Here is a 16,908-nt window from a genome sequence, read left to right on the forward strand (position 1 = left end):
CTTCAGCCCGCCGTCTCTACTCTTTAGGGACGGTAATAGTGCTGCCCGTAAATTTGACTCAAGGACGGAAAGGACTGGGTCCACTCATCGCGTTATACCCAGAAAATTCCCCCACAAATATCATGATAAAAAAACGTACCGCATTATGTTTTTTATTGAGCACGGGCGCTCACGCAAACATGACACCGGGGATAGATATTCCCTCCCCGATCAATGAATCACGCCAGAACCTACAGAACAGCAGTACTGAAATTAATCACTTAATAGAAGAGCGTCGTCAGCCTCATGCTAAACAGCCTGAGGCAGAGATAGAAACGCCCGAAAATAGTGCACCTGAATTAGATGATAGTGCGCAATGCCTCCCCATTAGCGGCGTCTATATCCAGGGTATTACCTTATTGACTGAAGCAGATTTAGAGACCTTAAGCCCAATACCGGAACAATGTATTGGTAGCGAAAATGTCAATCTGTTGGCTCGTGAACTCACTCAGCTTTATCTTAACAAAGGTTATATTACCGCCCGCGTCCAGTTTATTCCTACCGATGAAGAGGGCGAATTGGGTTTCGATGTAACCGAAGGTTTTATTGAGAGCATTGAAAGTGTTGACCCAGAATTAAACGGTAAAACTGTTTTCTCCAATATGGTCGGGGAACCATTAAATATTAAACAACTTGACCAAGGACTCGATCAAGCTAACCGTTTACCCTCCAATAAAATAACCGTCGATATTTTACCGGGAACAGAGCCGGGCGGTTCAATTCTCAGGTTGAGTAATATCCGGTCAAAACCCTGGCATCTGACAACATCACTCGATAATTATGGCAACAAAAGCACCGGTAAATGGTTAAGTCGTAATGCATTTTCTTTCGATAACCCCCTAGGGTTATCAGATTCTCTCAGCTTAAATATCAGCAGTACCACCGATAACCCACAGAAAAACCATAGCCGCGCCTATTCACTGTTTTATTCCGTGCCTTATGGTGCATTAACCTTCAGTGGCTTTGGCAGTTATTCCGAATACCTTTATCCGGTGCAATTACAATTTAATACCATCGAGCTACAGGGTAAAACCCAGCAGCATGGTTTGCGTACCGATTATGTTTTCTATCGCGACCAAGACCAAATTAATGGCTTAAGTGCACAACTAACCTATAAACAGGCAGAAAACTACTTTAACGAACAGAAAATCGCCGTCAGCAGCCCAACACTGACAGTATTAGAATTAGGTATTAATCATCTGCACATTATGCCCACTGGCATATTCAATGTGAATGTCAGCCTCGAGCAGGGATTATCATGGTTAGGTGCTGTTCAGAATTTGACCGCCAATTATCAGGACAGCCAATTCACCAAAGCTAAAGCCGCTGTGACTTCCAATCAATATTTCAAACTGTTTGATGATTTCTACCTGTTTAGCAATCAGTTCTATGGCCAATACACCCGTGACCGTCTGCCAGGCGTTGAATGGTTGAGCGTCACCGACAGCAATGCTGTTCGCGGCTTTAGTCGCAATACCTTATCGGCGGATAGAGGTTGGTATCTCCAGAACACCTTATCGCGCAACTTTACCCTCGGCAATACCACCCTAACCCCGCGGCTAGGAGCAGATGTAGGCCGTATTCAGCAAAACCCTCAGGGCTGGAGCAGTGCTATGGGTTTAAGTGCCGGCATCAACGTCAGCTATCGCGATATCAAACTGGATATTGAAGCCAGCCGTGGACACTTATTGTCCGGTAAAACAGAGAATAAAGACCCTACTCAGATTCTGGCGCGCTTCTCTTATTCCTTTTAATTAATCCGCTGCCAGCGCAAGCCAATTTTTATCAACACCAAGCAATATGACAAAAATGGAGAAGTAAAAATGAAACAAAATAAGTTCAAGCTCTCCCCGGCAGGAAAGCTGGCGGCGGCAGTCGCGATTATTTCAGTATCAGTCGCTACCTGTTATGCCGCAGGTATTGTCGGCGCGGGCGATCCTGCTCATAATCCAGCTATTAATTCAGTCAATGGCGCTACGGTGGTCGATATTGTAAAACCTTCGGCCTCCGGTTTGTCCCATAACCAATATAATGAATTTAACGTTAACAAAGCAGGCGCTGTATTTAATAACTCCCTCAATGCCGGACAGTCACAACTTGCCGGACAATTATCTGCTAACCAGAACTTAAATGGTCAAGCGGCAAGTATTATTCTGAATGAGGTTATCAGCCGTAATCCTTCATTATTATTAGGCAAGCAGGAAGTCTTTGGTATGGCTGCTGACTATATTCTGGCTAACCCTAATGGAATTACCTGTGATGGCTGCGGTTTTATTAATACTACCCGAAACTCACTGGTAGTCGGTAACCCACTAGTAGACCAAGGTAAATTACAAGGCTTTGACACCCGCAACAATACAAACTTGTTAGACATAACAGGTGGTTATACTTCAGCACTTGGGCCAATAGACTTAATTGCGCCACGTATTAATATGCTGGGAGCTGTAGACTCCAGAGAAGGCATTAATATCATTCTCGGCCAAAACAAAGTGGGTACTGATGGAGAAATACTCGCATCACAAAAATATGTTGGTTCAGCGTACGACAGTAAAATATTTGGCGGTATGGTGGCTGGTAGAATCAGAATAGTTAATACCGCAGAAGGTAATGGGGTAAATATGTCAAGTGGGTATTCTGCCCGTGACTCGATAGAAATTTCAACACCGGGAAGATTGAATCTTGATGTTGATTCCGATCCAAACTTGAATTATAACCCGACCCCCGCCAACTTAAGCGGTAATGATATAACAGTCACCGCCGGTGATATTTTTACCTCAGGCGATATTATTGAATCTTCCGCTGGCGGCTCTACCACACAAACACTCAAACGCACCAAAATAAAAGGCTCGAACATTTCGATTATTGCCAAGAAAAAAAACCATCTTAGTGCGGCCATCATTGATGGTAAAAACATCACTATTCAAGGTGGGGATATTCAACTGGATTCAGAGAAACTCACTAATACACAGGCCAATGGCTATTCAGAAAAGGGTGGGTGGGGGCTACATAACTGGAGCAAATCTGAAGATAATAAAAACCAACAACAAACAGTTATTGGAACCACTATCATTGCGGAGAATAACATCTTTCTTAAATCAACCAAAGGGGATATAAAATTATCAAGTTCTTCTGTAAGGGCAGGCGATAATCTTTCAGTCAAAGCGGAAAAAGATTTACAACTCAAAGGCCAGATTGAACAAAGTTCAAAATATGGAAAAGGCCATAACTATGTGCAAATGAGAGAGGATAAATCTTGGGACAATAAAGAAAATACTCAAACACTCAATAAAACCACGCTACAAGCCGACGGGAATTTGGGTTTAACGGCAGAAGGAAAAATTACCGGCAATGGTGTTAAGGCCTCTGCTGGCGGTAATTTATTAATCAATGCCAATGAAGTCAATATTGGTGTAAAAAAGACCAAAGATATTACGTTAACTAACGGCAAGAATGAACAAAACTTAGGTCTGGGTGGTATTGATCACAATAATAACAATAAAAATGCAGAAACCATCCATCGTTCTGAAATAACGGCTGATGGAAAAATTTTGGTTATCGGCAATAAAGGTGTTTCCATTACCGGTAGCCAGGTTAAAGGAACACAGGATGGTTATGTGCAGGCCAGCGAAGGTGGTATTAAAATTGACAATGCTATCAGTACCACTACCACAAAAATAGATGAACGTACTGGGGTCGCTTTTAATATCACCGGCAGCTCTCATAAAGCCAATAATAGTGATGAAACAGTTATCGGTGGTGAATTAGCGTCAGACGCCAATCTAAAAATAATCAGTAAAGATAATGTTGATGTTATTGGCAGCCTGGTAAAAAGCGCCGGTGAGCTGGGTATTGAAACGCTAGGTGAAGTCAATGTTAAAGCCGCACAAACCCAACAGAAAATAGATGAGCAAAAAAGCAAGCTGACTATTTCAGGTTTCACCAGTGATGATGGTAAAAATCAGTATCAGGCAGGTTTAAAACTGAACCACACCAGTGAGAGCGAAAAAACTGACAGTATCAAAAACCACGGCGCAGCACTTGAAGGTAGCAGCATCAAACTGGATGCCCAAAAAGACGTCACTTTCACGGGTTCGAAAATCACGGCTACCACTGGTGATGCAGAAATTAAAGGCGAAAACGTCTCGTTTGTCGCGGCACAAGACAGCCTCTCCAGCAACAAAACCAAAGAAAGTGTTGGAGTTGATTTCCACTACACCGGTGGCATGGATAAAGCCGGCAGTGGTGTAAACGTAGGCTACGAGGATACCCAAACCAGCAGTGATAAATCAACCGCCGTGGTCTCGGGTTCACAGGTGGCGGGTAATCTGAATATCACCGCAACAAAAGATGTCACCAATCAGGGAACAGACCATAACGTCGGCGGTGCTTATCAGGCTCAGGGCAATAATATCCACAATCTGGCCGCCGAGAACAGTGAAAAAACACATACCAAAACTACCAAGGTTGATGTCGGTTATGAGGCTAATATTGCTTATGGCGAAGTCACCCGCCCAATTGAAGGGGTAGTCAATAAAGCACAAGAGCTTGATTTGGGAGGCATGATTGAGTCAGTCGGCGAAGTGGGTGGTCCCAATGCCGGGTTAGACCTCTATGCTAAAGGCGGAACTAAAGAAACCAACCTCAATAGTAGCCAATCGGTGGTGACATCAATTAAAGGCGGTAACATCGCGCTCAATGCCGCAGGAGAAGTTAAAGATCAGGGGACAAAATATCAAGCCGATAAAGGTGGCATTACTCTGGATGCTGCGAGCCATACCTCAGAAGCCGCCGTTAATCGTTCTGACCGACATGTTACCGAAACCTCTGGCGAGGCGGGTATTCGCGTTTACACCTCTACCGGAAAAGATATTACTCTGGATGGCAAAGGTAAAGGCGGCTCGAAAGATCAGCATGTCAAAGGTGATATCGCGCAAGTTGGTAGTATGAACGCCGCCAATGGCATCAATATCAACGTGAAACAAGATGCGACCTATCAAGGCACCAATATGAATGCAGGGGATGGCAAAATCGCAGTTAATGCGGGCGGAGATATTCGTTTTGATCAGGTCACCAACCATACTAGCGAAAGCCATAATAATGTTGAGGCTAACGCTAAAGCTAATCTTGGCACTAACGTCGGCAGTAAAAACTTTGGTGCTGGTTTAGGTGGTGGCAACAGTAAGGGGCAAAGCAGCACCTCAGTTGCTCAGGTCAGCCAATTACAAGGTCAGCAAGGTGTTGAACTGAATGCAGGGAAAGACTTAACCCTGACAGGCACAGCATTTGGCAGTAAAGACAAAGCAACGGGTGATGTTCAGTTGATAGCTGGCGGCAAAGTTGATGTGCTGGCCGCACAATCACAAGGATCCAAACAGGATATCACCTGGTCAGCCAGCGCCAACGCCGGTATCAGTCAAAGTTCTGGGACAGATAAAAATAACAAAGGAATCAGTGCGGGAGCTGAAGTCAAAGTTGCTGACAAAGATGAATCAGCACTCAAGCATCAGGGCACCATTATCAATAGTAATGGTATGGTAACGGTTAAAGCGGGCAGTCACGATAACCAAGCCATCCATATGCAAAATACCAATATTACCAGCCAAAAAACCACACTAACGGCTGATAATGGCGGTATCTTGCTGGAGTCGGCCCAAGACAAAGAGCATAGGGATAACTGGAACTTTACTGTCGGAGCCAATGGTAATCAAAACAGCTCTTTCAATAAAGATGACAAAGGTGTTGTTGATAAACAAAGCAGCGGAAAACTTCATAATATCAGTGCTGAATTGGATGTTGGTGTTAAACAGTTAGATACTGTCATACAGCAAAACACCCATATCAATAGCAATAATATCGCCCTGAATAGTGCCAAAAACACGGCTCTGGCGGGTGCTATGCTCAAAGCTAATGATATTACTGGCACTATCGGCGGTAACTTGAAAGTGCAAAGCCGTGAAGATGTCCGACAGGAGGTCAACGTCAACACCGGCTTGAGTTTCAATCACAGTAACGAGAAACAAGACAGCATGATTAATCAGGTAGCCGATGCGACGCCAATCGGCTCGGATAAAGTGAAAAAAACCCTGACCACTAAATCTAATAAGTTATTCGATAAAGTCAAAAAGCAGTATGACCAAATCTCAAGCCGCTTTGATAGCAAGAAAGAAGATAATGTCCAGCCTGTTAGCTACACTAAAAAAGGCAGTGAAGCCACCTTGACCGAGTCTAAGGAAGAAGTAGAAACCAAAGACAAATGGTGGCAGAAAGGGGCCAAAGCAGCAGGCAAAAAAATCAAAAGTAATGTTCAGGATGAACAAGTCAAAGGTGGCAACGGCAAAGCTAAAGTTGAAGTGGAAGTCGTTGAAAATAAAGCGGTTGAAGAACAGTCAGCCATTAGCGGCACACAGTCAGTTAATTTGAACGTAACGGGTAAAACTGAACTTATTGGTGGCAAAATATCCAATAGAGACAGCGATGTAAACTTACAAACCAATGGTCTGGAATTACAGGATATCAACGGTAAACACACCCAGGGCGGGGCGAGAGTAAATGCATCGTCTAAAGTTACCGAGATAATTGGTAGTGGCATTGGTGAGATGATGGAAGGCAAAACACCGCTGCTCGGCGCTCATGGTGGCTCCGAACAGAAAAATGCCGTAGCAGGTGTGACGCGAGGCTAAAGCACGCAAACCACTGGGTTAAAGGGCATTAAAAAAGGAGATAGTCATCGCGGCTATCTCCTTTCATTTTACTGAACAACTGACTTAAATATCAGTCCGCATCATAACCCAAGTTCGGGGCTAACCAGCGCTCGACCTCCGCTATCGGCATCCCCTTACGGGCAGCGTAATCTTCCACCTGATCACGCTGAATCTGTGCCACTGCAAAGTATTTGCTGTCTGGATGGCTGAAATACCAGCCTGATACCGAGGCACCCGGCCACATGGCGTAGGATTCGGTCAACTTCATGCCAGTGTGAGTTTCTACATCCAGCAACTGCCAGATTTGGCCTTTTTCAGTATGTTCAGGGCAAGCCGGATAGCCCGGTGCTGGGCGAATCCCTTGATAGTTCTCGCGCACCAATTCTTCGTTGCTCAGGTTTTCATTCGGTGCAAAGCCCCAATATACCTTACGTACCCGCTCATGCAGATATTCTGCAAAAGCTTCTGCCAGACGGTCTGACAAGGCCTTAATCATGATTTTATTGTAATCATCATGCTGAGCATCATAAGCCTCGGCCAAGGCATCTTCTTCCAAGCCACCGGTGACAGCAAATGCTCCGTAGTAATCAGTTTTGCCACTAGATTTAGGTGCGACATAATCAGCCAGGCAATAGTTCGGGAAGTCGGTCTTCTCGGTTTGTTGGCGCAGATGATGACTGACCACCAGCACATCCTCACGCCGCTCATCGCGATAAATTTCAATATCATCGCCGACGCTGTTAGCCGGGAATATCCCCACCACGCCTTTCGGATGCAGCAAGTTTTCTGCCGACAATTTATCCAGCAGTTCATTGGCATCGGCAAATAGGCGTTTGGCCTCTTCGCCGACCACCTCATCTTCCAAAATACGTGGGTATTTACCCGCCAGCGACCAGGTCATAAAGAATGGCGTCCAGTCGATGTAATTGCGCAGAGTTTCGATACTGGCCTCGACAGGCTGCACACCTAATTTATGGGCGACTGGCGGCGTATAATTTTCCCAATCGATTACGGTTTGGTTATCCCGCGCGACCTGTAAACTGACCGGCGGGGTCCGCGGTTTTTTACGCGCATGCTGAATACGGACGGTTTCATATTCTTTGCGCGTTTTTGCTACGAAATCATCACGCTGTGTGTCAGATAACAACGCTGAGACCACGCCAACGCTGCGTGAGGCATTGGAGACGTAAGTGGTGGAACCACTGTAGTTCTGTTCGATTTTAACCGCGGTATGGGCTTTCGAGGTGGTCGCGCCGCCAATCAATAACGGCAAGGTGAAACCCTGTCGCTCCATCTCTTTGGCAACGTTAACCATTTCATCCAGCGACGGGGTTATCAGGCCGGACAAGCCGATAATATCGACCTTTTCCTCCCGCGCCGTGCGCAGGATTTTTTCGGTCGGCACCATCACACCCAGATCGATAATCTCATAGTTATTACACTGTAAAACCACACCCACAATGTTTTTGCCGATATCGTGCACATCACCTTTAACCGTTGCCAGCAGGATTTTGCCCGCGGTAGTGCCTTTCTGCTTACTGGCTTCAATATAAGGTTCGAGATAGGCTACTGCCTGTTTCATCACTCGGGCAGATTTTACCACTTGTGGCAGGAACATTTTCCCTTCACCGAACAGGTCACCAACCACATTCATCCCGGCCATCAATGGCCCTTCGATAACCTCGATTGGCCGCTCAGCCTGCTGACGGGCTTCTTCGGTATCCAGCTCGATGAACTCAGTGATGCCTTTAACCAGTGAATATTCCAGCCGTTTTTTTACATCCCAGCCACGCCACTCCGCTTGTTGAATCGCCACTTCACCACTTTTGCTGCTGCGATATTTTTCGGCCAGATCCAACAACCGCTCAGTGCTGTCGCTACGGCGATTAAGGATCACATCTTCCACCGCATCACGTAGCTCATCCGACAGATCATCATAGATAGCCAGTTGGCCAGCATTGACGATCCCCATATCCATGCCATTACGGATAGCGTAATAGAGGAAAACAGCATGGATCGCCTCACGCACCGGATCATTACCGCGGAATGAGAAGGAGACGTTGGAGACACCACCTGAAATCATGGCATGAGGGAGTTCGGCTTTGATATCGGCGCATGCCTCAATAAAGTCGACCGCATAGTTGTTATGCTCTTCAATCCCGGTGGCGACGGCGAAAATATTGGGATCGAAGATGATGTCTTCCGGCGGGAAGCCGACAGTTTCGGTCAATATCTTATAAGCGCGGCGGCAGATTTCGATTTTACGCGCACGGGTATCCGCCTGCCCGGTTTCATCAAATGCCATCACCACCATGGCCGCACCATAACGGCGCACCAGCTTAGCGTGATGGATAAAGGCAGCTTCGCCCTCTTTCATCGAAATAGAGTTAACAATTCCTTTGCCTTGAATACATTTCAGGCCTTTTTCGATCACATCCCACTTAGAGGAGTCGATCATGATTGGCACCCGGGCGATATCTGGCTCACCGGCAATCAGGTTGAGGAAGCGCACCATCGCGGCTTCTGCGTCCAACATACCCTCATCCATATTGATATCGATGATCTGCGCGCCGCTTTCAACCTGTTGGCGGGCTACATCCAGCGCTTCATCATATTTATCTTCTTTTATCAGCCGCTTAAAACGAGCCGAACCGGTGACGTTGGTGCGCTCGCCGACGTTAACAAATAGCGAGTTGGCATCGATAGTCAGCGGTTCCAGACCAGCCAGACGGCAAGCCACTGCAATATCCGGCAACCGGCGCGGAGGGACGCCAGCGACGGCTTTAACCATCGCCGCAATATGCCGTGGTGTGGTACCACAACAACCACCGACAATATTCAAAAATCCAGCCCGCGCCCACTCACCAATCTGCTCGGCCATCTCTTTGGCTTCCAAATCGTATTCACCAAAAGCATTAGGCAAACCGGCATTCGGGTGCGCACTGACATAATATTCAGAGATACGGGATAACTCCGCCACATATTGACGTAATTCATCCGGCCCCAACGCGCAGTTCAGGCCAAAAGAGAGCGGTTTAACGTGGCGCAGCGAGTTATAAAAAGCTTCCGTGGTTTGGCCTGATAATGTCCGGCCCGAGGCATCAGTAATGGTGCCGGAAATCATCACCGGCAACAGCACACCCATGGCTTCAAATTCAGACTCAACAGCAAAGGTAGCCGCTTTCGCATTAAGGGTATCGAAGACCGTCTCGATCATAATCAGATCAACACCACCTTCAATCAAGGCACGGGTAGATTCCCGATAAGCCTCAACCAACTGATCAAAACTGACATTACGGAACGCCGGATCATTAACTTTAGGCGAGATAGACGCGGTACGGTTGGTCGGGCCAAGAACCCCGGCAACATAGCGCGGCTTCTCTGGGGTACGGGCGGTCCATTCATCAGCGCAAATCCGAGCCAACCGAGCAGCTTCATAGTTAATTTCGGCTGACAGCGACTCCATCTGATAATCCGCCATCGCAATGGTGGTGGAGTTAAATGTATTGGTTTCGAGAATATCAGCGCCCGCTTCAAGGTAGGCATTGTGAATGGCGATAATGACTTCCGGTTTAGATAGCACCAATAAGTCGTTGTTACCTTTCAGATCACTTGGCCAATCAGCAAAGCGCGCTCCACGATAATCAGCCTCTTCCAGCCGATAGCTCTGGATCATCGTGCCCATACCACCGTCCAGCACCAAGATCCGTTGTGCCAGTTGCCGATGCAATTGCTTAACCTTATTGTTTAATACTGTGTCCACCACTGTCTGTCGCCTCTTTACCCTGTTGCCTTGCCATTATCTGACGTATCTTGGTTGTTTATTTGTATCAGACATGCTGAAAAATTCATCTGTCATCCTAGCACAAGTTATCAATGTAATGAGTCCGCTAGCAGTTGAGACTTTTTCAGGTAGAGAAACCGACTCATCGGATGAGCGTTTTCTATCGTTTGCATGCATAATTGAAAAACGAAAATGAATTCCATAAAAATAGATGAGAGGTGGATTTATGGCGTTACCGATTGCGATTAAACGGGGGAAAAAACCCAAGGCAGCTGCACAAACCACCCCTGCTGCAACCGGTCAGGTTCAGTCATTAACGCGCGGGCTTAAATTACTGGAATATATTTCCGAATCACAAGGCAGTGTCGCCCTGACGGATTTAGCACAACAGGCGGGATTGCCGAATTCTACCACTCATCGCCTGCTGACAACCATGCAACAGCAAGGTTTTGTCCGTCAGGTGGGGGATTTAGGGCTTTGGACCATGGGGGCTCACGCCTTTATTGTTGGCAGTAGCTTCCTGCAAAGCCGCAATTTGCTGGCCATGGTGCATCCGATGCTACGCCGTTTGATGGATGAATCAGGCGAAACCGTCAACCTGGCGGTGCTCGACCATAGCGACTATCAGGCCATTATTATCGATCAAGTACAATGTACTGCGCTAATGCGCATGTCAGCCCCCATTGGTGGCAAACTGCCGATGCATGCTTCCGGTGCGGGTAAAGCCTTTCTCTCTACTCTGACAGATGATCAATTAGTGCAGTTGTTACATAAGAAAGGGCTGCACGCATATACCCAACATACCCGTACCAATCCAGCCAGCCTGAAAGAGAATCTGGCACTGACTCGCAAGCAAGGTTATTCATTTGATGATGAAGAACATGCCCTCGGCTTGCGTTGTATCGCCGCCTGTCTGTTCGATGAACACCATGAAGCCTTTGCCGCAATCTCTATCTCCGGCCCGGTATCACGCATTACCGACGACCGCGTCACCGAACTTGGCGCACTGGTTATTCATGCTGCGAAAGAAATAACTCAATCATACGGCGGCGGGAATCGGAGTTAATTAGTTAAAACTTTGTCGTTCGGTGAGAACAAGCAGATCGTAAAGACGCCGTAAATACTTCCCTGTAGGCTCGAGCCGCGCCGTCCTGGCGCGGACGCTTTACTCTTCTGCCTGCCCTCACCTCTCTGAATCGAGAACTAATTACTCACAACAGTGTTTCTTTACATTCCCGATCAAGGCGTAGCGAGCTAAGTCAGTTTAGGTGCAGCCAGCGCGGAAAAACCGGAGCGTACACGAAGTACGTGAGGATTTTGAGCACTGCCCAATCCTAAAATGACAACGCGCAGTAGCCGTTAATTTAAAGCCCGCTGGGAGAAACGCTGCTTCCGGCGATAGGCAAAAACATCCTCCACATGCCCGTCCTTAATACGCTGCTGCAACCCACGCCAATAGCTGGCGTGAAACAGGTCGCTGTGCATCTCCTCAAAAAAATGCCGTATTTTCAGATCAGTGCATAAGAAATGACGAAACTCTTCAGGGAATACATCATTGGGCGATACGCTATACCACGGCTCGCTAGCCATCTCATCTTCCGGGTAGCGCGCTGGCGGAATATCGCGGAAATTAACCTCTGTCATATAGCAAATTTCATCGTAATCGTAGAACACCACGCGACCATGGCGGGTCACACCAAAGTTCTTAAATAACATATCACCGGGGAAGATATTTGCCGCAGCCAACTGCTTAATGGCATTACCATACTCCTCGATAGCATCCTTTAGTTGCTGATCATTGGCCTGCTCCATATAAAGGTTCAATGGCGTCATCCGCCGTTCCATATAGAGATGCTTAATAATGATTTGGTCGCCTAAATCTTCTAACTTTTCCGGCACTTCCCGTTGTAGTTCGGCCAGTAACTCTGGGCTTATCCGCTGCTTATCAATAACAAAATTCTCATACTCTTGAGTATCCGCCATGCGCCCGACGCGGTCATGCTCTTTAACCAGTTGATAGCACTCTAAAACTCGTGCCTGGCTGACCTCTTTTTGCGGCGCAAACTGATCCTTAATTACCTTAAATACCCGATCAAATGACGGTAGGGTAAACACCAGCATCACCATGCCTTTAACCCCTGGGGCGATAATAAACTGTTCACTGGATTGATGAACAAAGGTGAGGTATTCACGATAACTTTCAGTTTTGCCGTGTTTCTGGCATCCAATTGCCATATACAGCTCAGCTGTCGATTTACCCGGTAATATTTCCCGTAGCCATTCCACCATTGCCGCTGGCAGCGGGGCATAGACCATAAAGTAAGAGCGAGCAAAACCGAACACAATGCTGGCCTCCGCTTTACCGGTGAGGCAAGTATCAATAAATAGGGCGCCAGATTCATTGTGATGGATGGGGAGCAGGAAGGGATAAACCCCCTCAGCCAAACGCAATTTACCGACTAACCAAGCCGCTTTATTGCGATAAAACAGTTCATTAGCGATTTGAAAACGTGCGCCTATCAGTTGCTCATCAGGGAATGCTTGCCGAAGAGCCTCTGTGATATAGCCGATATCACGCGGCAGATCTTCCCACGGCAAACGCAGCGGCAAATCACTAAGAACCATCTGCAACATGCCACTCAGATCCCCTTTTGGGGAAAAATCGCGCGCTAACGGGCGCGGGATCTCACGAAAGCGCCGCTCCGGTTGCGAGCTGAAAACAAACAGCTTATCCGGCGTTAAATCACGGTGCTTAAACAACCGACAGTAAACAGAATTAAAAAAACTCTCCGCAATTTCAAAACGCGGGTAATCCGGCAACAACTCGGTGTAGATCTCTTTTACCCGTGCCAGAAATTCTGCATCAAAACAGCGCTGATCGGTGATGTGCTTTAGTTGCTCAACCACCAGACCGACATGGTGGTCATAGAGGTGAATACGCTTCTTCATCGCCTGCTGAACGGCATGCCAGTCCGCCTGCTCAAAACGGTGCTGAGCGCTGGCAGTGACCTCTAGAAAGCGACCATATTGTGCATCGAAGCCCTGCAAGATTGTCTGAGCGATTAATCGTTCCAGTTTTACCGCCATACTCACCCCCGCCATACGGAACAGAGCCTGCATATGCAGGCTCCTGAAAGACACGCGTTCAATCAAACCGCATTTAGAATTGCTGTTCTTCCGTCGAGCCAGTCAATGCCGTCACCGATGATTCGCCACCCTGAATGATATTGGTGACTTTATCGAAGTAGCCCGTACCCACTTCTTGCTGATGGGATGCAAAGGTATAACCGCGCTCAACTGATGCAAATTCTGGCTGCTGCACTTTCTCAACATAGTGCTTCATACCCTCGCCCTGCGCATAAGCATGGGCTAAATCAAACATGTTGAACCACATGCTGTGGATGCCTGCCAGGGTAATAAACTGGTATTTGTAACCCATCGCCGACAGATCATCCTGGAAGCTGGCAATCTGCTGGTCGGTCAGATTCTTTTTCCAGTTAAATGATGGCGAGCAGTTATAAGCCAATAATTTACCAGGGAATTTCGCATGAATCGCCTGCGCGAAGCGTTTAGCCAGTTCCAGGTCCGGTGTAGAGGTTTCACACCAGACCAAATCAGCATAAGGGGCATAGGCCAGGCCACGGCTGATCGCTTGCTCAATACCGGCATGTGTGCGGAAGAAGCCTTCGGCTGTGCGCTCGCCGGTCACGAATTCACTGTCATATGGATCGCAATCAGAAGTCAGTAAATCAGCCGCATCAGCATCAGTACGGGCAATCAACAAGGTTGGCACACCCAGAACATCGGCGGCTAAACGGGCAGCAACCAATTTTTGAATCGCTTCTTGAGTCGGCACCAACACCTTACCGCCCATATGACCACATTTCTTCACCGCAGCCAGTTGGTCTTCAAAATGCACCCCCGCCGCGCCAGCTTCAATCATGGCTTTCATCAATTCAAAAGCATTCAGCACACCACCAAAACCGGCTTCAGCATCAGCCACAATCGGCAGGAAATAGTCGGTATACCCTTTGCTACCCGGTTCAATATTATTCGACCACTGAATCTGATCCGCGCGGCGGAAGCTATTATTAATTCTTTTAACCACCGCAGGGACGGAGTCGACTGGGTATAACGACTGATCGGGATACATGCTAGAGGCGGTATTCGCATCGGCGGCAACCTGCCAGCCCGACAGATAAATTGCCTCAACACCGGCTTTCGCTTGTTGCAGAGCCTGACCACCGGTTAACGCGCCGAGACAGTTGATATACCCTTTGCGCGCGCCACCATGCAGTAATTCCCACAGTTTGTGTGCTCCGTGCTGCGCCAGCGTACATTCAGGATTCACTGAACCGCGCAGTTTAATCACCTCTTCTGCGCTATATGGTCGGGTGATACCTTTCCAGCGCGGCGATGTCCATTCCTGTTCCAACTGCTGAATTTGTTGAGTACGAGAGGTAGTCATGGTGATATTCCTTATTATTCAATCTTGTAGGGTTAATAGAGTGTCATATCCAAAGTAATTGGAGTTGCAGCTAGGCAGCAAGCGAACGAATCCCGATGAGCTTACACAAGTAAGTGATTCGGGTGAGCGAACGTAGCTAACACCGCTGCAACTTCAAGTACGAAGGGTGTTTTAGGCTAGTAATGCATAGCCTGGTAGCGTCAGGAAGTCGATAAGCTCATCTTGTGTTGTAATTCGCTCCATCAGACGCGCGGCTTCTTCAAACCGCCCGCCATCAAAGCGCTCTGCGCCAAGCTCAAGCTTCACTACCTGCATTTCTTCACTCAACATGCTGCGGAACAGCTCTTTGGTCACCGTCTGGCCATTACTCAAGCTTTTCTGGTGATGGATCCATTGCCAAATAGAAGTACGCGAAATCTCTGCTGTTGCGGCATCTTCCATCAGGCCATAAATTGGTACGCACCCATTGCCAGAGATCCATGCCTCAATATATTGCACTGCCACCCGAATATTGGCTCGCATCCCTTCTTCAGTACGATCGCCAGTGCAAGGCTCCAATAACTCAGCAGCCGTAATTGGCTTATCCTGCTCACGCGTGATCTCTAACTGATTTGGCCGTGAACCTAATACACGGTTGAAGACCTCTATCACGGTATCTGCCAACCCAGGATGCGCAACCCAAGTACCGTCATGGCCATTGCTGGCTTCCAACTCTTTGTCAGCACGAACTTTATCCAGTACCAGAGCATTCTTTTCTGCATCTTTATTCGGGATAAAGGCCGCCATGCCGCCCATCGCCAACGCACCACGCTTATGACATGTCTTGATCAGCAGGCGAGAGTAGGCACTGAGGAAAGGTTTCGTCATCGTCACTGACTGACGATCCGGTAATACACGATCACTGTGATTCTTCAGCGTTTTGATATAACTAAAGATATAGTCCCAACGGCCACAATTGAGAGCAACAATATGATGGCGCAGGTGGTAGAGGATCTCGTCCATCTGGAATACAGCGGGTAATGTTTCAATTAACACCGTGGCTTTGATGGTGCCTTGTGGCAAATCAAAACGTTGCTCAGTAAAGCTGAAAACATCACTCCACCAGGCAGCTTCCTGATAGGATTGCATTTTTGGTAAATAGAAATAAGGGCCGCTACCGTTGGCCAGTAATTGCTTATAGTTATGGTAGAAATACAACGCGAAATCGAATAAGCCTCCGGGGATAGCTTCCTCTTGCCATTTAACATGCTTCTCTGGCAAGTGCAGGCCACGAACCCGAGCAATCAATACCGCAGGATTAGGTTTTAACTGATAAATTTTGCCAGATTCATTTGCATAAGAAATTGTGCCTTTTACCGCATCGTGCAGATTAATTTGACCCTCGATAACCTTATCCCAGCTCGGTGCTAATGAATCTTCAAAATCGGCCATAAAGACTTTCACATTAGCATTGAGGGCATTAATCACCATCTTGCGCTCAACCGGCCCGGTGATTTCCACTCTGCGGTCACGTAAGTCTGTAGGAATACCTTGAATCTTCCAGTCACCATCACGAATGGAATTGGTTTCCGAAATAAAATCAGGTAAAGCGCCCTGATCAATGGTCTGTTGCCACGATGCCCGTGCAGCAAGGAGTTTGTTCCTCGGCTCAGCGAATTTCACCACCAATTCGGTCAAAAATTCAATGGCCTCATCTGGCAAAACTTGCCGCTCAGCAGCATTAAAATGCTGCGTAAAAACTAACTCCGTGCCAACTAACTGTTGTGTCATTACCCTTCCCCTTACCAATCTCACTTCGTTCACATCAACGCTAACGTAGCGTCACTCTTGGATTCTTATCGGGTAATGCCTTCCGGCTGGAAATTTAAGGCTGGATTTCATGGTTATTTTTCACCCCGACAGGACTAAGAATAATC

General features: G+C 47.4%; 7 protein-coding genes. 3 read left to right on the top strand and 4 right to left on the bottom strand.

All coding sequences use genetic code 11. From position 1 onward, the window contains the following. Window positions 1-122 precede the first annotated feature (122 nt). Window positions 123-1,793 carry a ShlB/FhaC/HecB family hemolysin secretion/activation protein gene (locus V1952_RS12955; RefSeq protein WP_420074869.1) on the top strand — a complete coding sequence of 557 codons (1,671 nt, stop codon included), beginning with the start codon at window positions 123-125 and terminating at the stop codon, window positions 1,791-1,793. A gap of 69 nt (window positions 1,794-1,862) precedes the next feature. Next, a complete protein-coding gene (locus V1952_RS12960; RefSeq protein WP_420074866.1) occupies window positions 1,863-6,719 on the top strand; it encodes a hemagglutinin repeat-containing protein in 4,857 nt (1,618 codons plus the stop codon). A gap of 91 nt (window positions 6,720-6,810) precedes the next feature. Here V1952_RS12960 and metH read toward each other — a convergent pair whose 3' ends face one another. Beyond that, window positions 6,811-10,506 carry a methionine synthase gene (gene metH / locus V1952_RS12965; protein ID WP_420074867.1) on the bottom strand — a complete coding sequence of 1,232 codons (3,696 nt, stop codon included), beginning with the start codon at window positions 10,504-10,506 and terminating at the stop codon, window positions 6,811-6,813. Window positions 10,507-10,750: 244 nt separating this feature from the next. Here metH and iclR point away from each other — a divergent pair, with 244 nt between their 5' ends. Then, window positions 10,751-11,590 carry a glyoxylate bypass operon transcriptional repressor IclR gene (gene iclR / locus V1952_RS12970; RefSeq protein ID WP_372560361.1) on the top strand — a complete coding sequence of 280 codons (840 nt, stop codon included), beginning with the start codon at window positions 10,751-10,753 and terminating at the stop codon, window positions 11,588-11,590. Between the two features lie 293 nt (window positions 11,591-11,883). Here the strand turns inward: iclR and aceK are convergent, their stop codons facing one another. The 3 genes from aceK to aceB all read right to left on the bottom strand — a co-directional run bounded on the left by aceK (window position 11,884) and on the right by aceB (window position 16,762). Further along, a complete protein-coding gene (gene aceK, locus V1952_RS12975; protein ID WP_420074870.1) occupies window positions 11,884-13,611 on the bottom strand; it encodes a bifunctional isocitrate dehydrogenase kinase/phosphatase in 1,728 nt (575 codons plus the stop codon). Window positions 13,612-13,684: 73 nt separating this feature from the next. Continuing rightward, window positions 13,685-14,992 (bottom strand): isocitrate lyase, encoded by a 1,308-nt coding sequence (aceA, locus tag V1952_RS12980; RefSeq protein WP_372560360.1) that lies wholly within the window; start codon window positions 14,990-14,992, stop codon window positions 13,685-13,687. A gap of 171 nt (window positions 14,993-15,163) precedes the next feature. Then, window positions 15,164-16,762 (bottom strand): malate synthase A, encoded by a 1,599-nt coding sequence (aceB, locus tag V1952_RS12985; protein WP_420074868.1) that lies wholly within the window; start codon window positions 16,760-16,762, stop codon window positions 15,164-15,166. Window positions 16,763-16,908 lie beyond the last annotated feature (146 nt).

Source organism: Yersinia sp. 2542 StPb PI (assembly GCF_048593855.1).
GTDB lineage: Bacteria > Pseudomonadota > Gammaproteobacteria > Enterobacterales > Enterobacteriaceae > Yersinia > Yersinia enterocolitica_E.